This window comes from Sphingomonas sp. SAFR-052 (genome assembly GCF_051965015.1).
Taxonomy (GTDB): Bacteria; Pseudomonadota; Alphaproteobacteria; order Sphingomonadales; family Sphingomonadaceae; genus Sphingomonas.
Map to the genome: position 1 here is coordinate 256777 of NZ_JBQCMO010000003.1, position 16025 is coordinate 272801.

General features: G+C 65.4%; 16 protein-coding genes. 11 read left to right on the forward strand and 5 right to left on the reverse strand.

Features of this window, described 5'->3' with window-relative positions; genetic code table 11:
* The first annotated feature begins 3 nt into the window (after positions 1 to 3).
* The 4 genes from ACTHQV_RS06965 (at position 4) to ACTHQV_RS06980 (ending at position 1402) form a co-directional block, all read left to right on the forward strand.
* Complete coding sequence (locus ACTHQV_RS06965) at positions 4 to 336, forward strand: phage holin family protein (protein WP_440489133.1); 333 nt, start codon at positions 4 to 6, stop codon at positions 334 to 336.
* Positions 336 to 647: a hypothetical protein gene (locus tag ACTHQV_RS06970; RefSeq protein ID WP_440489134.1), complete on the forward strand. Its 312-nt coding sequence runs from the start codon at positions 336 to 338 to the stop codon at positions 645 to 647. Before ACTHQV_RS06965 ends, ACTHQV_RS06970 begins: the two co-directional genes overlap by 1 nt.
* A 4-nt stretch (positions 648 to 651) precedes the next feature.
* Positions 652 to 1098 (forward strand): hypothetical protein, encoded by a 447-nt coding sequence (locus tag ACTHQV_RS06975; protein WP_440489136.1) that lies wholly within the window; start codon positions 652 to 654, stop codon positions 1096 to 1098.
* Between the two features lie 82 nt (positions 1099 to 1180).
* The gene (locus ACTHQV_RS06980; protein ID WP_440489137.1) at positions 1181 to 1402 is read left to right on the forward strand and encodes a DUF4170 domain-containing protein; all 222 of its coding nucleotides are present in this window, start codon (positions 1181 to 1183) and stop codon (positions 1400 to 1402) included.
* Between the two features lie 224 nt (positions 1403 to 1626).
* Here the strand turns inward: ACTHQV_RS06980 and ACTHQV_RS06985 are convergent, their stop codons facing one another.
* The 5 genes from ACTHQV_RS06985 to carA all read right to left on the reverse strand — a co-directional run bounded on the left by ACTHQV_RS06985 (position 1627) and on the right by carA (position 7622).
* Positions 1627 to 2292 (reverse strand): rhomboid family intramembrane serine protease, encoded by a 666-nt coding sequence (locus ACTHQV_RS06985; RefSeq protein WP_440489139.1) that lies wholly within the window; start codon positions 2290 to 2292, stop codon positions 1627 to 1629.
* A gap of 6 nt (positions 2293 to 2298) precedes the next feature.
* Entirely contained in the window at positions 2299 to 2775 is a 477-nt protein-coding gene (greA, locus tag ACTHQV_RS06990; RefSeq protein WP_242115654.1) for a transcription elongation factor GreA, read from the reverse strand.
* Positions 2776 to 2859: 84 nt separating this feature from the next.
* Positions 2860 to 6192 (reverse strand): carbamoyl-phosphate synthase large subunit, encoded by a 3333-nt coding sequence (carB, locus tag ACTHQV_RS06995; protein ID WP_440489141.1) that lies wholly within the window; start codon positions 6190 to 6192, stop codon positions 2860 to 2862.
* Positions 6193 to 6194: 2 nt separating this feature from the next.
* Positions 6195 to 6425 (reverse strand): hypothetical protein, encoded by a 231-nt coding sequence (locus tag ACTHQV_RS07000; protein ID WP_440489143.1) that lies wholly within the window; start codon positions 6423 to 6425, stop codon positions 6195 to 6197.
* Positions 6426 to 6428: 3 nt separating this feature from the next.
* Positions 6429 to 7622, reverse strand: a complete 1194-nt coding sequence (gene carA / locus ACTHQV_RS07005; RefSeq protein ID WP_440489144.1) for a glutamine-hydrolyzing carbamoyl-phosphate synthase small subunit — start codon at positions 7620 to 7622, stop codon at positions 6429 to 6431.
* A 145-nt stretch (positions 7623 to 7767) separates the two neighbouring features.
* On the opposite strand from carA, the gene ACTHQV_RS07010 reads away from it, so the two are divergent.
* The 7 genes from ACTHQV_RS07010 to ACTHQV_RS07040 all read left to right on the forward strand — a co-directional run bounded on the left by ACTHQV_RS07010 (position 7768) and on the right by ACTHQV_RS07040 (position 16025).
* The gene (locus tag ACTHQV_RS07010; protein ID WP_440489146.1) at positions 7768 to 8220 is read left to right on the forward strand and encodes a GatB/YqeY domain-containing protein; all 453 of its coding nucleotides are present in this window, start codon (positions 7768 to 7770) and stop codon (positions 8218 to 8220) included.
* Positions 8221 to 8258: 38 nt separating this feature from the next.
* Positions 8259 to 10064 (forward strand): DNA primase, encoded by a 1806-nt coding sequence (dnaG, locus tag ACTHQV_RS07015; protein WP_440489147.1) that lies wholly within the window; start codon positions 8259 to 8261, stop codon positions 10062 to 10064.
* Between the two features lie 165 nt (positions 10065 to 10229).
* A complete protein-coding gene (gene rpoD, locus ACTHQV_RS07020; protein WP_440489148.1) occupies positions 10230 to 12269 on the forward strand; it encodes an RNA polymerase sigma factor RpoD in 2040 nt (679 codons plus the stop codon).
* Between the two features lie 187 nt (positions 12270 to 12456).
* Entirely contained in the window at positions 12457 to 13116 is a 660-nt protein-coding gene (locus ACTHQV_RS07025; protein WP_440489149.1) for a DUF6975 family protein, read from the forward strand.
* Between the two features lie 51 nt (positions 13117 to 13167).
* Complete coding sequence (locus ACTHQV_RS07030; protein WP_440489407.1) at positions 13168 to 14013, forward strand: AAA family ATPase; 846 nt, start codon at positions 13168 to 13170, stop codon at positions 14011 to 14013.
* Positions 14014 to 14098: 85 nt separating this feature from the next.
* Positions 14099 to 14641, forward strand: coding sequence for a CHAP domain-containing protein (locus ACTHQV_RS07035; RefSeq protein ID WP_440489151.1), 543 nt, complete (start codon positions 14099 to 14101; stop codon positions 14639 to 14641).
* Between the two features lie 4 nt (positions 14642 to 14645).
* Entirely contained in the window at positions 14646 to 16025 is a 1380-nt protein-coding gene (locus ACTHQV_RS07040; RefSeq protein ID WP_440489153.1) for a hypothetical protein, read from the forward strand.

Consider the following 16025-nt stretch of genomic DNA (forward strand, 5'->3'; position numbering starts at 1 on the left):
ATCATGGGGGACGAGGGGCTGGGAACGGTCGTCAGTCGCGTCGTCGAGGATGCGAAGGCCTATGCCCGGGCCGAGGTGACGCTATGGAAGACGGTCGCAGGCACGCGCGGATCGCAGGCCGGCATCGCCGCCGGTCTCGCGGTCGGTGCGGTGGTCATCGCGCTGTCGGCGGTCACCGCGCTGCTGGTTGGGGCGATCCTGTCGCTGCGCCCGATCATGGGACCGGGCTGGGCGACACTGCTGGTCGTCGTCATCGCACTCGTGATCGCGGCGATCCTCGCCAAGGTCGCGCTGTCGAGCTTCAAGCGCGTCGTCGCGCCACTGGGAGACAGCTGATGATCCCGCCGACCCTCGCCGCCGCCCGCGCCGACGCGCTGCTCAAGCGCGCCCGGTTGCAGGCCAGCCTCGCCGAGGCGAAACATCGCCTGTCGCCTTCGACCATCGCCTCGAACGTCGCCCACGACCTGCGCGACAAGGCGGAGGACGGTGTCGCCGTCGTGATGGAGCGTCCTGGCGTCGCGGCGGGCATCGCCACCGGTATCGTCGCGCTACTTGCCCGCAAGCGCATCGCCCGCCTGTTCCGCAAGGCGCCACCGCCGCCCCCGGCCCCCATCGCCCCGCCCCCGCCCGTCCCGAACAAGGAATGACATCATGAGCGAACTCAAGACCGCCCCGCACGAAACCACGGGCACGATCGACACGCTGAAGGAAAAGGCGTCGACCGCCGCCCACGCGACCAGCGACGCCGCGCACGACGCCGCCAAGCGCGCCTCGGAAGCGGCGCACGAAGCCGCACAGCGCGGGTCGGAAACGATCGAAACCAACCCGCTCGCCGTCCTCGCCGGCGGCTTGGCGCTCGGTGCCGTGCTCGGTGCGCTGCTGCCGCGCACCGCGCAGGAGACCAAGACCCTCGCCCCGCTCGGCAAGAAGCTGGCCGCCGCCGCCGCCGCCGCCGCCGCGACCGCACGCGACGTCGGCAAGGAACAGCTGACCGCCGCACTGCCCAGCAAGGACGGCGCCAAGGAACAGCTGCGCTCGGCGTTCAGCACCGTCGTGCAGGCCGCCGCCGACAGCGGCAAGGCTGCGGTCAAGCGCTGATCGCTGCCAGTTTATGGCTTGAAGGGTACGCCCGGTCCGCTATGCGGGCTGGGCGTAACTTTTTTGCACTGCGGGAACGATCATGAGCAAACTCCACCTCGTCTTCGGCGGCCGCGTCTCCGATCCGCGCACGCTCGACTTCGCCGACCTGAAGGCGATCGACGTCGTCGGCATCTTCGGCGACTATGCCAGCGCCGAAAAGGCATGGCGCGCCGCGGCGCAGCGGACCGTCGACGATGCCGAGATGAAATATGTGGTGGTGCACCTGCACCGCCTGCTCGAGCCGGAACTGCCGGGGGCGTAAGGCGCCCGCACACCCGGACGCCCCCTCACTCCGTTCCGGACGGCTGCCCTTGCCCGTCCCAGGCAGCCTTCCCCACCCCGTTCGGTTCGAGCAGCTTCGAGCTTGTCGAGAAGCGTCCGTCGAGAACGCCTCTCGTGGGGCAACCCCTTCTCGACTACGGTTCTCGACAGGCTCGAACCTCCGCTCGAAGCGAACGGGGAGGTTGAGGGAAGGAGGCAAATGACTCAGTTGGGGCTGCCAGCTTCCACCCGCCGCCCCCAACGCCACCGCAACAGCGGCCGCAGCAACAGCATTCCGGCAACGAACCCGCCGGCATGGGCCGCCCCGGCGATCGGCATCTCGCTCCCCGCGCTCGCCCAGCCGACAACCAGGTTGAGCAGCGTCCAGCTCACCCCCAGCCACACCGCATGGACGACATGCGCCGGCACCGGCCCGATCGCCTTCGCCTTGCCCCCGCCGAACAGCAGCGCATAGGCGCCGATCAATGCCGAGATCGCCCCGCTCGCCCCGATCATCGGCGCGGGCGAAGTCGGCCCCGCCAGCCACTGCGCGGCGACCGACGCATAAGCCCCGACCAGCAACAGCACCAACACCCCGCGCAAGCCCACTGCGCGCTGCATCGGCGTGCCCACGATCGCGAGCGTCAGCAGGTTGAAGCCCAGATGCAGCCACCCGTCATGAATGAACGCGGCGGTGACCGGCGTCAGCCACACCGGGACGAACGGCGCAAACCCCTCGATCGACGCGACATTGCTGGTCATGCGCAGCGGTACAAAGCCCGCCGCGATCGCCGCGCTCCACACACCGCCGGTCAGGATCAGCCACGCGCTGACGCACGCGATCAACCCGCCGATCACCAAGATCGACGGCGAGGGACGCCGTTCGAACATCGGGGTCTAGATGAACTCGATCTTCGAGATCTGGTAGTAACGGTCGCCCGACGGCACCGTCACTTCGACATCGTCGTCGACCTTGCGCCCGATCAGCGCGCGGCCCATTGGCGAATTATACGAGATGCGGCCCGACTTGGCATCCGCCTCGGTCTGGCCGACGATCTGATAGGTGACCGCCTTGTCATCCTCGTCGAGCAGCGTGACGGTCGCGCCGAACACGACCTTGTCACCCGACAGATCCTTGGGATCGATGACCTGCGCGCGGCTCAGCTTGTCCTCGATATCGGCGATCGACGCCTCGATCTGGCCCTGCCGCTCCTTCGCCGCATGATATTCGGCGTTTTCGGACAGGTCGCCATGCGCGCGCGCTTCCTCGATCGCGTCGATGATCTGCGGCCGTTCGACCTTCAGTTGCTTGAGGTGCGCCGTCAGGCGATCATAGCCCTCTTGCAACATCGGCATCTTTTCGACCGTCGCCATCGCGCGCGCGTCCCTTTTGTCATTACCCCCGCCACACGGACGGGCCTCCCTGCCCGTCCGCGCGCAACATTCCGCTGATGGGGATCAGTTGTGCGATTGCGAATAATAGGACTGCAACGGCCGCACTTCAAGGGACCGGGCACCCAGCGCCTGAATGGCCTGCGCCACCGCGACGCTGGCGGGCGCCGTAGTGAAATACGGCACCTTCTGCGACTGGGCCGACGCGCGGATCGATTCCGAATCCTTCAGCGACTGCCACCCTTCGGTGGTGTTGAAGATCATCGCGATATCGCCGTCGAAAATCTTGTCGACGATATGCGGACGACCCTGCGCCACCTTGTTCACCCGTTCCACCGGCACGCCGTTCTCGGCGAGGTAATCGGCCGTCCCGCTGGTCGCGACGATCCTGAAGCCCAGCTCGACCAGCAACTGCACGCCTGGCAGGATCACCGGCTTGTCGCTCGACTTGACCGACACGAACACCGTGCCGCTGTTGGGCAGGACGATGTTGGCACCCATCTGCGCCTTGGCAAAGGCGGTGGCGAAATCACCGTCGATTCCCATAACTTCGCCGGTCGACTTCATTTCCGGTGACAGGACCGGATCGACGCCGGGGAAGCGTCCCCACGGGAAGACCGCTTCCTTGACCGCGACATGATCGATGTCGCGATCGATGACCGGCAGGTTGGCCAGCTTCTCGCCCGCCATCACCCGGGCTGCGATCTTGGCGACCGGCGTCCCGATCGCCTTGGCGACGAACGGCACCGTGCGGCTGGCGCGCGGATTGACCTCGATCAGATAGACCTTGCCGTCCTTGACCGCGAACTGGATGTTCATCAGCCCCTTGACGTTCAGCGCCTTGGCCAGCGCCACCGTCTGCCGCTCGATCTCGGCGATGGTATCGGCACCCAAGGAATAGGGCGGCATCGAACACGCGCTGTCGCCCGAATGGACGCCCGCTTCCTCGATATGCTGCAACACGCCCGCGACGACCACATCGTCGCCATCGGCGATCGCATCGACATCGACCTCGATCGCGTCGCGCAGATACTGGTCGATCAGGACCGGCGAGTCCCCCGATACCTGCACCGCAGTCTGGATATAGTCGTCGAGCTGCCCGAGCGAATCGACGATCTCCATCGCCCGCCCGCCCAGCACATAGCTCGGCCGCATCAGCACCGGATAGCCGATCCGATCGGCGATCACCGCCGCCTCGTCGCGGCTGCGCGCCAGTCCATTGGCCGGCTGGAGCAGACCCAGCGAGGTGACCAGATCGGCGAAGCGCTCGCGGTCCTCGGCCAGATCGATCGAATCCGGCGTGGTGCCCAGGATCGGGATACCGGCGGCCTCTAGCGCGCGGGCGAGGTTCAGCGGCGTCTGCCCGCCAAACTGCACGATCACCCCGACCAATTCGCCCTTCGACGCTTCGACATGCAGGATTTCCAGCACGTCCTCGGCGGTAAGCGGTTCGAAATACAGTCGGTCCGACGTGTCGTAATCGGTCGACACCGTTTCCGGGTTGCAGTTGACCATGATCGTTTCATAGCCGGCATCGCTCAGCGCGAAGCAGGCATGGCAGCAGCAATAGTCGAACTCGATCCCCTGCCCGATCCGGTTCGGCCCACCGCCCAGAATGACGATCTTCCTGGCGGCAGACGGCTGGCTCTCATCCTCCGGCTCGCCGAAGGTCGGCGCTTCGTAGGTCGAGTACATGTATGGCGTCTTCGCCTCGAACTCGGCGGCGCAGGTGTCGATGCGCTTGAACACCGGCCGTACACCCAGCTTGTGCCGATGTTGACGCACCTCGTCCTCGGTCACGCCGCCGGTCATCATCTTGACGACCTCGTGGATCAGGCCCGACCCGCGCGCGATGCCGCGTTCCATGCCGCGCAGATTGGCCGATTGCAGCGCCAGCCACGCCAGACGCTTGTCCGAAAAGCCCATCGCCTTCAGGCGACGCATGCCCGCCGCGTCCTGCGGCAGGCCGTTGGTGCAAACTTCGGTTTCCGCCGCGACGATTTCCGCCATGCGTTCGAGGAACCACGGGTCGTATTTGGCGATGGCGTGCACTTCGGCGACGGTGAAGCCTTCGCGCAGCGCCTGTGCCGCGACCAGCAACCGGTCGGGGGTCGCGACGGCCAGTGCCGCCTCGATCTCCGCACGCGGTGCACCCGCCAGCCGCTCGACGCTGTTGAAGCCCGACAGCCCGGTCTCCAGCCCGCGCAGCGCCTTCTGCATCGATTCATGGATATTGCGGCCGATCGCCATGACTTCGCCGACCGACTTCATCGCCGTCGATAGCACCGCCTGCGATCCCTTGAACTTTTCGAAGGCGAAGCGCGGGATCTTGGTGACGACATAGTCAATCGTCGGTTCGAACGATGCCGGCGTCGCACCGGTGATGTCGTTGGTGATCTCGTCGAGCGTATAGCCGACCGCCAGCTTGGCGGCGACCTTGGCGATCGGGAAGCCGGTCGCCTTCGACGCCAGCGCGGATGAGCGCGACACGCGCGGGTTCATCTCGATCACGATCAGGCGGCCGTCCTTCGGATTGACCGCGAACTGTACGTTCGAACCCCCTGTTTCGACACCGATTTCCCGCAGGACCGCGATCGATGCGTTGCGCATGATCTGGTATTCCTTGTCGGTAAGCGTCAGCGCCGGGGCGACGGTGATCGAATCCCCGGTGTGCACGCCCATCGGGTCGATATTCTCGATCGAACACACGATGATGGCGTTGTCCGCACGATCGCGGACCACCTCCATCTCATATTCCTTCCAGCCGAGCAGCGATTCCTCGATCAGCACTTCGGTGGTCGGCGACGCGTCCAGTCCCTCGCGGACAATGCGCAAAAATTCGTCGCGGTTATAGGCGACGCCGCCGCCGGTCCCGCCCAGCGTGAACGACGGGCGGATGATCGCGGGCAACCCGACATGCTCCAGCCCGGCCAGCGCCTCCGCCTCACTATGCGCGATATGGCTGCGCGCGGATTCGAGGCCGATCTTCTCCATCGCGACCTTGAACTTCTGACGGTCCTCGGCCTTGTCGATCGCCTCGGCATCGGCGCCGATCATCTGCACGCCGAACTTTTCGAGCGTACCGTCATTCGCCAGCGCCAGCGCAGTGTTCAGCGCGGTCTGTCCGCCCATCGTCGGCAGCACCGCATCGGGGCGTTCCTTCTCGATGATCTTGGCGACGACCGCCGGGGTGATCGGCTCGACATAGGTCGCGTCGGCCAGTTCGGGGTCGGTCATGATCGTCGCGGGGTTGGAATTGACAAGGACGATGCGATAGCCCTCCTCCTTCAACGCCTTGATCGCCTGCACGCCCGAATAATCGAACTCGCAAGCCTGGCCGATGACGATCGGCCCCGCGCCGATGACGAGGATGGACGAAATGTCGGTGCGTTTTGGCATGATTAGTCCTCGAACAGCGGCCCGCCGATCACGCCAATGATCGCGGAATATTCAGGTTTGAATACGCGGACCAACAGGGCTGCGTATTCATCAGTCAGATTGTGGAACTCGACGGCGACGTCACCATCGGGTCGCGCTTCTACGCTGTCAGGTTCGACGCCAACGCTGCCAAAATCCGCCAAGGCGGATGCGAGGCATTCGGGTCTGATCCTGAAGCGCACTAAGTCGAGCATCCGTTAGCTCTTCATCATCCCGACAAACCGCTCGAACAGATAGAAGCTGTCCTGCGGCCCGGGCGAAGCCTCTGGATGATACTGGACCGAAAACGCGCGACCACCGTCCACTTCGATGCCGGCATTCGATCCGTCGAACAGCGACACATGCGTCTCGCGGACGTTGGCGGGCAGGCTGTCGCGCTCGACCGCAAAGCCGTGGTTCATGCTGGTGATCTCGACCGCGCCGTCGGACAGGCGCTTGACCGGATGGTTCGCGCCGCGATGGCCCTGATGCATCTTGGTCGTGGTCGCGCCCACCGCGAGGCCGAGCAGCTGGTGCCCCAGACAGATGCCGAACAACGGCTTGCCGGTCTCCAGCAGTCGGCGGATCACCGGCACCGCATATTCCCCCGTCGCCGCCGGATCGCCCGGACCGTTCGACAGGAAAATGCCATCGGGGTTCGCTGCCATCACCTCTTCATAGGTCGCGGTGGCCGGTAGCACGGTTACTTCAGCACCAGCGTGAACAAGGTTGCGGAAGATATTGCGTTTGCTGCCATAATCGATCGCAACGACATGCGGACGCGATGTGCTTTGCGTGGCACCTTCGCCACCTTCCGCGTGCGTGCTGTCGTCATAGCCCTTGCCCAGATGCCACGCCCCGCCGGCCCAGCCATAATGCGTCTCGCACGACACCGTCTTGGCAAGGTCCATGCCCTCCAGCCCCGGCCAAGCCTGCGCCTGTGCCAGCAGCGCCGGAATGTCGAACTCGCCCGCCGCCGAATGCGCGATCACCCCGTTGGGCGCCCCGCCCTGCCGGATGCGCCGGGTCAGCGCCCGCGTATCGATGCCGGCCAGCCCGATCCGGTTGTGCCGCGCCATCCAGGCATCAAGATGTTCATTCGACCGGAAATTCGACGGCGCCGTCACATCCTCGCGAACAATCATGCCCAGCGCGTGCGGGTCGTTCGCCTCGACGTCGTCGACGTTGGTGCCGACATTGCCGATGTGCGGAAAAGTGAAGGTGATGATCTGCCCGGCAAAGGACGGATCGGTCATGATCTCCTGGTACCCGGTCATCGCGGTGTGGAAGCACACCTCGCCGACCGCAGCGCCCTCCGCGCCGAAGCCACGGCCCCACAGCACGTCGCCATTGGCAAGGACGAGAACCCCGGTGGCTCCTTCGGGCATGGCGAATGGCTTGGCGTCGGCCATGATGGGCGGGCACTCCTGGGTTTGTCTGATGATGTCGCTAAGCGGTGGCGGCTAGTCCCAACGTCCCGCCCCGTCAATCCTGTGATCGCGGATCGATTGCGGCTATGCGTGATCGCTTATCCGAATGAGAGACACTGGAACCGCCATGATTCGCGACACCATCAAGGACGCCCTCGTCACCGCCATGAAGGGCGGCGACAAGGAGACGACGGCCACGATCCGCCTGATCCAGTCGGCGATCAAGAACCGCGATATCGAGGCGCGCACCGGCAAGGCTCCCGACAGCGACGACGCGCTGGTCGTCGAAGTGCTCCAGAAAATGGTCAAGCAGCGCCGCGAATCGATCGAGATGTACGAAAAGGGCAACCGCCCCGAACTCGCCGCTGGCGAAGCGCGCGAAGTGACCGTCATCGAACGCTTTTTGCCACAGCAGATGGACGAAGCACAGACGGCAGCAGCGATCGAGGCGATCAAGGCCGATCTGGGCGCTACCGGCATGAAGGACATGGGCCGCGTCATGGCCGAATTGAAGTCGCGCCACGGCAGCGAACTCGACATGAGCAAGGCGAGCGCGGCGGTGAAAGGGGCGCTGAGTTAAGCGTTGCCGTACCCGTTCCGTTCGGGGCATAAAGAGCCATGACCCTATCGCCCCAGTTCCTTGACGAGTTGCGCACCCGCACGACGCTGTCGGCGCTGGTCGGCAAATCGGTGAAGCTTCAGCGCTCGGGCAACGAGCACAAGGCCTGCTGCCCGTTCCATACCGAGAAGACGCCGAGCTTTTGGGTCAATGATGACAAGGGCTTCTACCACTGTTTCGGCTGCGGCGCGCATGGCGATGCGATCCGCTGGATGACCGATCAGCGCGGCCTGCCCTTCATCGACGCGGTGAAGGAACTGGCCGCCGCCGCCGGCATGGAGATGCCCGCGCAGGATGCGCGGTCGGCGAAGGCGGCGGAGCGCGCCAAAGGCCTGCATGAGTTGATGGCCGACGCACAAAGCTGGTTCGCCGATCGCCTCGGCGACGAAGGCGGCATTGCCCGCGACGCGCTCGTCAAGCGCGGCATCAAGCCCGAGACGGCGCGCGCGTTCGGCATGGGCTATGCCCCCGATGCGCGCGGCCGGTTGAAGGCAGCGCTGGCATCCTATGGCGATCCGATGCTGGTCGAATCGGGGATGCTGATTTCGGTCGAGGGCAAGGAGCCGTACGACCGCTTCCGCGGACGGCTGATGATCCCGATCCGCGACGCACGCGGGCGGACGATCGCGTTCGGCGGGCGCATCCTCGGCGATGGCGAGCCGAAATATCTGAACTCGCCCGAAACCCCGCTCTTCGACAAGGGGCGCACCCTCTACAATATCGACCGGGCACAGGCCGCCGCGCGGAAGGCCAAGCGGGTGATCGCGGTCGAGGGCTATATGGACGTCATCGCCCTGGCCCAGGCCGGTTTCGATGAGGTCGTTGCCCCGCTCGGCACCGCGCTGACCGAGCATCAGCTCGAACGGCTGTGGCGGATGGCCGACTGCCCGATCCTGTGCTTCGACGGCGACGCGGCCGGGATCAAGGCGGCGCGGCGCGCGGCAGAACGCGCGCTGCCGCTGCTGCAACCGGGCAAAAGCATTTCGATCGTCACCATTCCCGACGGCATGGACCCTGACGATCTGGTGCGTGCGGAGGGACCGCAAGCGTTCGAAGACCTGCTTGCCCGCCGCGAATCGCTGTCCGATTTCCTGTGGCGGCTGGAGCTGGCGACGCTGCCCCCCGGCGCCGGCCCCGACGAGCGCGCGGCGTTCGAGCACGAACTGGCGCGCCTCGCCGGTACGATCACCCATGAAGGCATTCGCCGCGAGTATTTTCGTACCTTCAAGGATCAGTTCTTCGCGCTGTTCGGTGCCAAGGACCGCCGCCTGCGCATCGTCGCCAACGACATGGCGGCGGCGGCCGATGTCAAGGAAGTCGATCTGGTCTTCGCCTTCCAGCGCGCGGTGCTGATGGGGCTGATGCAGCATGTCGACGTGCTGACCCGCCACTGTGAACTGGTCGCCCAGTTGCCGATCAAGAACCAGCAGTTGCAGCGCTGGCGCAATCACCTGATCGACCTTGCCATCTATCGCAACGACCTGAGCGAAAGCCTGCTGAGCGACACGATCGCCAATGACCGGCAGCTGGTCGATATGGCTCGGCGTAACAAGGAGACCGATCTCGCCTTCAGCTTCTGGCTGCGCGAGGCCGACCGCGAAACCGCCGAGACCGATCTGCTGCGCGTCATCCAGATCTTGGTCGACGAACAGGCCTGCCGCCGGGCAGAAAATGCCGCTGCCGAACGCTGCCGGCAGGAGACGACCGAGCGCACCTTCGCCGACTATCAACAGGCACGCTCGAACCATGCCGCGGTGCAGGCACGGATCCGTAGCTGGATGGAGGAACTGGACGAGGCGGCTTGATCCCCTTCGCCCCGCCTCCCATATCGCCGTCGTAGAATTGCCGGAAATCCGCGGCCGGACCGCCCGATTGCTCGCTCTTGGCTTGCAAATCCGGCGGTGTCGGACGAAGACGACCGGTAAAATAGCGCTAGGCGAACGCGCTGCATAAATTTCTGAGGGTTATTGATGGCCAAGGCGAATGGTGGCGGCGACGACACGATCGATTCCGGCGATGCGCCGCTGATCGACCTGAACGAAGGGTCGATCAAGAAGCTGGTCGCGCGCGCCAAGAAACGCGGTTACATCACCGTCGACCAGTTGAACGAAATGCTGCCGCAGGATCAGATGACCTCGGAGCAGATCGAGGACATCATGTCGGCGCTGAACGACATGGGTGTCAACGTCGTCGAGAATGAGGACGCGGGCGAGGACGGCGAGAGCGAGGAGCGCGCCAAGCAGGAAGAAGACGACGGCGACGACAATGCCGGCGAACAGGACGACGCGTCCGCTGCGTTCGAACCGGCCAAGAAGAAGGAAACCGTCGACCGGACCGACGATCCGGTCCGCATGTACCTGCGCGAAATGGGTGCGGTCGAACTGCTCAGCCGCGAGGGCGAAATCGCCATCGCCAAGCGGATCGAGGCCGGTCGCGACACGATGATCTTCGGCCTGTGCGAATCACCGATCACTTTCAACGCGATCATCGGCTGGTCGACCGCGCTAAACGAAGGCACGATGCAGCTGCGCGAGATCCTCGATCTCGACGCGATGCTCTCGAAGGACCCGGCTCCGGAATCGCTGTCCGACGACGAGGACGCCGATGACAATGGCGAGATTTCATCGAAGAACGCCGGCCCCAGCTTCAAGGAAGAGGAAGAGCCCGAGGAAGCCTCGGCCGACGAGGACGAGGACGGCGAACGCCGCGCCCCGCGCCCGAGCGACGACGAGGATGAGGACAACACTCTCAGCCTCGCGCAGATGGAGGAACAACTCAAGCCGCAGGCGCTGGAGAAGTTCGCCAACATCACCGCGATCTTCAAGAAATTCTCGAAGATGCAGTCGCAGCGCTTGGACGCGATGGCGACCGGCGACGGGCTGTCGAGCGCTGAGGAACGTAAGTATCAGAAGCTGCGCGAGGAACTGACTGCCGAGGTCGAAAGCGTCCAGTTCCATCAGGCGAAGATCGAATATCTGGTCGATCAGCTCTATGCCTATAACCGCCGCCTGACCGCTTTGGGCGGGCAGATGCTGCGGCTGGCCGAGCGGCACAAGGTCCCGCGCAAGGCGTTCCTCGACAGCTATGTCGATCACGAGCTCGACGAGCAATGGCTGACCTCGGTCGCGACGATCGACAAGAAGTGGAAGGCGTTCGCGGAGAACGAAGGCGCCGCCGTCGACCGCATCCGCACCGAAATCGGCGAGATCGCGCAGCAGACCGGTATGGCGCTCAGCGAGTTCCGCCGCATCGTCAACATGGTGCAGAAGGGTGAGCGCGAGGCGCGTATCGCCAAGAAGGAAATGGTCGAGGCGAACCTGCGTCTCGTCATTTCGATCGCCAAGAAATACACCAATCGCGGGCTGCAATTCCTCGACCTGATCCAGGAGGGGAATATCGGGCTGATGAAGGCGGTCGATAAGTTCGAATATCGCCGTGGCTACAAGTTCAGCACCTATGCGACGTGGTGGATCCGGCAGGCGATCACCCGCTCGATCGCCGACCAGGCGCGGACGATCCGCATCCCGGTCCACATGATCGAGACGATCAACAAGCTGGTCCGCACCAGCCGCCAGTTCCTGCACGAACAGGGCCGCGAACCGACGCCGGAGGAAATGGCCGAACGGCTGTCGATGCCGCTCGAAAAGGTTCGCAAGGTGATGAAGATCGCCAAGGAGCCGATCAGCCTCGAAACGCCGATCGGCGACGAGGAGGATTCGCACTTGGGCGACTTCATCGAGGACAAGAACGCGATCATCCCGGTCGATGCCGCGATCCAGGCGAACCTGAAGGAAACGGTCACCCGCGTCCTTGCCAGCCTCACGCCGCGTGAAGAGCGCGTGTTGCGCATGCGGTTCGGCATCGGCATGAACACCGACCACACGCTCGAAGAGGTCGGGCAGCAGTTCAGCGTGACCCGCGAACGCATCCGCCAGATCGAGGCGAAGGCGCTGCGCAAGCTCAAACATCCGAGCCGCAGTCGCAAGATGCGCTCTTTCCTCGACCAGTAATCGACCCGCCCCGGCTCTTGCAAAAGCGCCGGGGCGTTTCGTTTCGGCGTCGGACCGAAGCGCTTTTAGCGCTGTTGAACGCGGTTAAAGTGCTGGAAACCTTGTTCCTACGCGCTTGGGTTATCTCTTGCAGGCATACCATCGGTCGAACGGGGATAGCCCGCTCGGACGACATTGGGAGCCGTTGGTGACAGTTGCGATAGCGAACGACACGCATGATTGGGGCGTCGCCGATCGGGTGGCGCAGATCGTTCATGCCGACGGAAGCGGGACCCATGCCACGCCCGAACGCCTGTCGCGCGGCGGTGTAGCTTTACGCGATATCGCCGATGCGCTGCACCAGCTCGGTACCCTCCACGGACGCCATCCGGGTGTCGTCGATCTGGCGACCAGCGCGACCAACAATCCCGCCGCCGACGCCTGGCTGGCACATGCCGGTGCGGCGTTCGTCGAGGAACGCGCCTATCTGATCCGTGTCGCCGCCGCCGCCGGACCGCCGCCGGGCACCCCCGGACAGGCCGCCGCCGAAGCCGCGCTCGCGACGCAGCGCAACGCCATCGACCTGTTGTCGCGATCGATCCGTCCCGGTTGCGCGCTGGGCGCGGCGATCGCGGTGACGCTCGACTGGCCGGTGATCCGCCGCCCGCTCGATGCCGCGGCCGAACGCATGGGCATCGACGTCATCCCCTGCACCCTGCCCTCGCCCGGACAGACCCGGCAGCTGATCGAGGCGGTCGCGATCAACGCAGCGGTCGAGCGGGCGATGACCTTCGGCGTGCATCAGCTGCTCGCCCAGCATCGCGGGCTGTGGGACCTCCTCGCCGCTCGCGCCGAAAGCCGCGGCTAGCGTCCGGCCGTGTCTGTCCGTATCGCTGGGTCCATGACCAAGGAACAGGCGATGCGGTTCGAAGGAACCCAGAACTATGTCGCGACCGACGACCTGAAGGTCGCGGTCAATGCCGCGGTGACGCTGCGTCGGCCGCTGCTGGTGAAGGGCGAGCCCGGTACCGGCAAGACAGTGCTGGCGCAGGAGATCGCCCGCGCGATCGGCGCACCGCTGATCGAATGGAACGTCAAGTCGACCACCCGCGCGCAGCAGGGGCTGTACGAATATGACGCGGTGGCGCGGCTGCGCGACGGGCAGCTGGGCGATCCGCGCGTCCATGATATCGCTAACTATATCCGCCGCGGCAAATTGTGGGAGGCGTTCGTCAGCCCGACGCTGCCGGTGCTGCTGATCGACGAGGTCGACAAGGCCGATATCGAGTTCCCCAACGACCTCCTTCACGAACTCGATCGCATGGCGTTCGATGTGTACGAGACCGGCGAGCGGGTGACCGCGCGCGAACGCCCGATCGTCGTCATCACCTCCAACAACGAAAAGGAACTGCCCGACGCCTTCCTGCGCCGCTGCTTTTTTCATTATATCCGCTTCCCCGACCGCGCGACCATGCAGGCGATCATCGACGTGCATTTCCCAGGTATCCAGACGCTGCTGGTCAACCGCGCGCTCGACCTGTTCTTCGCGGTCCGCGAGACGGCGGGGCTGAAGAAGAAACCGTCGACCAGCGAGTTGCTCGACTGGCTCAAGCTGCTGCTCCACGACGACATGCCGCTGGAGGTGCTGGCGTCGCACGATCGGGCCAAGGCGATCCCGCCGCTGCACGGCGCGCTACTGAAAAACGAACAGGACGTGATGCTGTTCGAACGACTGGCCTTCCTGCACCGGGGCAAGGACCGCTGATCACGACAGGGGTTGCGCAGTGTCGACGATTTGTTAACCATGTTCGACAATCACTTGGCGACCATCGTTCGGCAGGATCGTCATCATGTTCGGTTCGCTCGTCCGGGGCTTCCTGCTCCTTGCCTTTGCCGCCATCGTCAGCGTGCCGGTCGGCGCGCGCTCGTTGCTCGACTATGTCGGGCAATGCGTGCCCTTTGCGCGGGCGGCGTCGGGCATCGAAATCTACGGGGACGCCTGGACCTGGTGGGATCAGGCCGACGGTCGCTATCCACGCGGGCACAAGCCGAGGGTCGGCGCCGTCCTCGCTTTTGCCCGGACCGATCGCCTGCCGCTCGGCCACGTCCTCGTCATCAGCCGCGTGGTCGAACCGCGCGTCGCGATGGTCACCCATGCCAACTGGTCGCGGATCAACGGCGTACGCGGCGGCGTCGAACAGGACGTGACCGTGTTCGATGTGTCGGCCAAGGGCGACTGGACGAAGGTCAAGGTCTGGTACCGCGATACGCAGGGGCTGGGCGGATCCGAATATCCGACGCACGGCTTCATCTACGGTCCCCGCCCCGCCGCCGAACTGAGCGGCAAGGCACCGGACTATGTCGGGTCGCTGATCGACGCCTACGCGCGCTGACCGCTTGCTGCCGGCCTTGACGATCGGACAGCGGCGTGGCGTCTGCGCGGCGATCGCGCTGGCCACCCTAGCCGGGCTTGCGGTACGCATCCTCGCCGCGCACGGCGGATTGTGGCTGGACGAGGCATGGTCGGCGGTCGTTGCGCAGGACGTCGGGACTCCCGCCGGGATATTCGTCCGGATCAACCACGACAACAATCACCATCTCAACAGCCTGTGGCTGCAATGGGTCGGCAGCACCGCGCCGCCGCTGTTCCAGCGCGCGCTGTCGATCGTCACCGGCACCGCGACCATCCCACTCGCCGCCGCCATCGCACTGCGCCGGGGGCGGGCGGCGGCGGTCCTTGCCGCCATCGCCTTTGCCGGTTCGCCCTTCCTCGTGACCTTCGGATCGGAGGCGCGCGGCTATGCGCCGATGCTGCTCGCATGGGTCGCGGCGATCGGCGTGGCCGACCGCTGGCTAGCCGCACCCGACGGGCAGCCGCCAGCGACCGCGATGCTGCTGGCGGCGATCTTCGGGTGTCTATCGCAGGCGACGATGCTGTTCGGCCTCGCCGGGCTGGGCGGCTGGGTCGGGATCGAGCGGTGGCGCGCCGCCGGCTGGCGGGGCTCGCTACGCGATACGGTACGCCTGTTCGCCCCCGCGCTGATCGCCGTGGCGTTACTGATCGCGATCGCGGTCGGCGCGGCAATGACCAGCAGAAACGGCTTCCAGTTCGGCGCACGCGAACCGCATAACATGACGAAATGGCTGATCGCGCTCGAACAGCTCTGGACGTGGAGTTGCGGGCTGTGGGTTATCGCCCCGGCCGTCGCCATCGCCGGCTGCTTCGTCCGCGACCGGTTGATCGGCTTGGTCCTGCTGACCGGGGTCGGCCTGCCGCTGGCGGTCGCGTTGCTCGCGCTGCCGAACAGCGGCGCCGCCCGCTATTACATCATCGCCGTCCCGCCACTGCTGCTGCTAGCGGCGAGCACCCTGCCCGTCCTGTGGAGGAAGCGCCGCGCCTGGCGCCTCCCCGTCCTGGTTGTCGGTGCCCTGTTCAGCTGGACAGCGATCGACCGCGACCTCGCACTGGTCGCCAATCTGCGCGGCGATCCCGGCCGGGCGGTCCGAACCTTGGCTGCCGTAGCGCCACAGGGGGCCACCGTCTCGGTAGCATTGTCGCGTTCGACCGCGATCCTCAACGCTGCCGCCCGATCGCAACGCTATCCCCTGACCATCGACGACGGCCCCTGCGCACCGTTCCGCTTTATCGAACGCGATGGCTATAACCCCTTTCCCGACCCGCTGATTCGCTGCGGCCGCCGTTTCCGCGAAATCGCGCGTGGCGATCCGGCCGGCCTGTCGGGCAGCCACTGGCGCCTCTACGCCCGATCGCGTTAG

What these genes read in the sequence shown, in the direction of transcription:
- ACTHQV_RS06985 (WP_440489139.1), bottom strand. Translation starts at nt 2,292, where the DNA reads ATGTTCGAACGGCGTCCCTCGCCGTCGATCTTGGTGATCGGCGGGTTG.
- ACTHQV_RS07000 (WP_440489143.1), bottom strand. Translation starts at nt 6,425, where the DNA reads ATGCTCGACTTAGTGCGCTTCAGGATCAGACCCGAATGCCTCGCATCC.
- greA (WP_242115654.1), bottom strand. Translation starts at nt 2,775, where the DNA reads ATGGCGACGGTCGAAAAGATGCCGATGTTGCAAGAGGGCTATGATCGC.
- ACTHQV_RS06970 (WP_440489134.1), top strand. Translation starts at nt 336, where the DNA reads ATGATCCCGCCGACCCTCGCCGCCGCCCGCGCCGACGCGCTGCTCAAG.
- carA (WP_440489144.1), bottom strand. Translation starts at nt 7,622, where the DNA reads ATGGCCGACGCCAAGCCATTCGCCATGCCCGAAGGAGCCACCGGGGTT.
- ACTHQV_RS06980 (WP_440489137.1), top strand. Translation starts at nt 1,181, where the DNA reads ATGAGCAAACTCCACCTCGTCTTCGGCGGCCGCGTCTCCGATCCGCGC.
- ACTHQV_RS07030 (WP_440489407.1), top strand. Translation starts at nt 13,168, where the DNA reads ATGCGGTTCGAAGGAACCCAGAACTATGTCGCGACCGACGACCTGAAG.
- ACTHQV_RS06965 (WP_440489133.1), top strand. Translation starts at nt 4, where the DNA reads ATGGGGGACGAGGGGCTGGGAACGGTCGTCAGTCGCGTCGTCGAGGAT.
- ACTHQV_RS06975 (WP_440489136.1), top strand. Translation starts at nt 652, where the DNA reads ATGAGCGAACTCAAGACCGCCCCGCACGAAACCACGGGCACGATCGAC.
- rpoD (WP_440489148.1), top strand. Translation starts at nt 10,230, where the DNA reads ATGGCCAAGGCGAATGGTGGCGGCGACGACACGATCGATTCCGGCGAT.
- carB (WP_440489141.1), bottom strand. Translation starts at nt 6,192, where the DNA reads ATGCCAAAACGCACCGACATTTCGTCCATCCTCGTCATCGGCGCGGGG.
- ACTHQV_RS07010 (WP_440489146.1), top strand. Translation starts at nt 7,768, where the DNA reads ATGATTCGCGACACCATCAAGGACGCCCTCGTCACCGCCATGAAGGGC.
- dnaG (WP_440489147.1), top strand. Translation starts at nt 8,259, where the DNA reads ATGACCCTATCGCCCCAGTTCCTTGACGAGTTGCGCACCCGCACGACG.
- ACTHQV_RS07035 (WP_440489151.1), top strand. Translation starts at nt 14,099, where the DNA reads ATGTTCGGTTCGCTCGTCCGGGGCTTCCTGCTCCTTGCCTTTGCCGCC.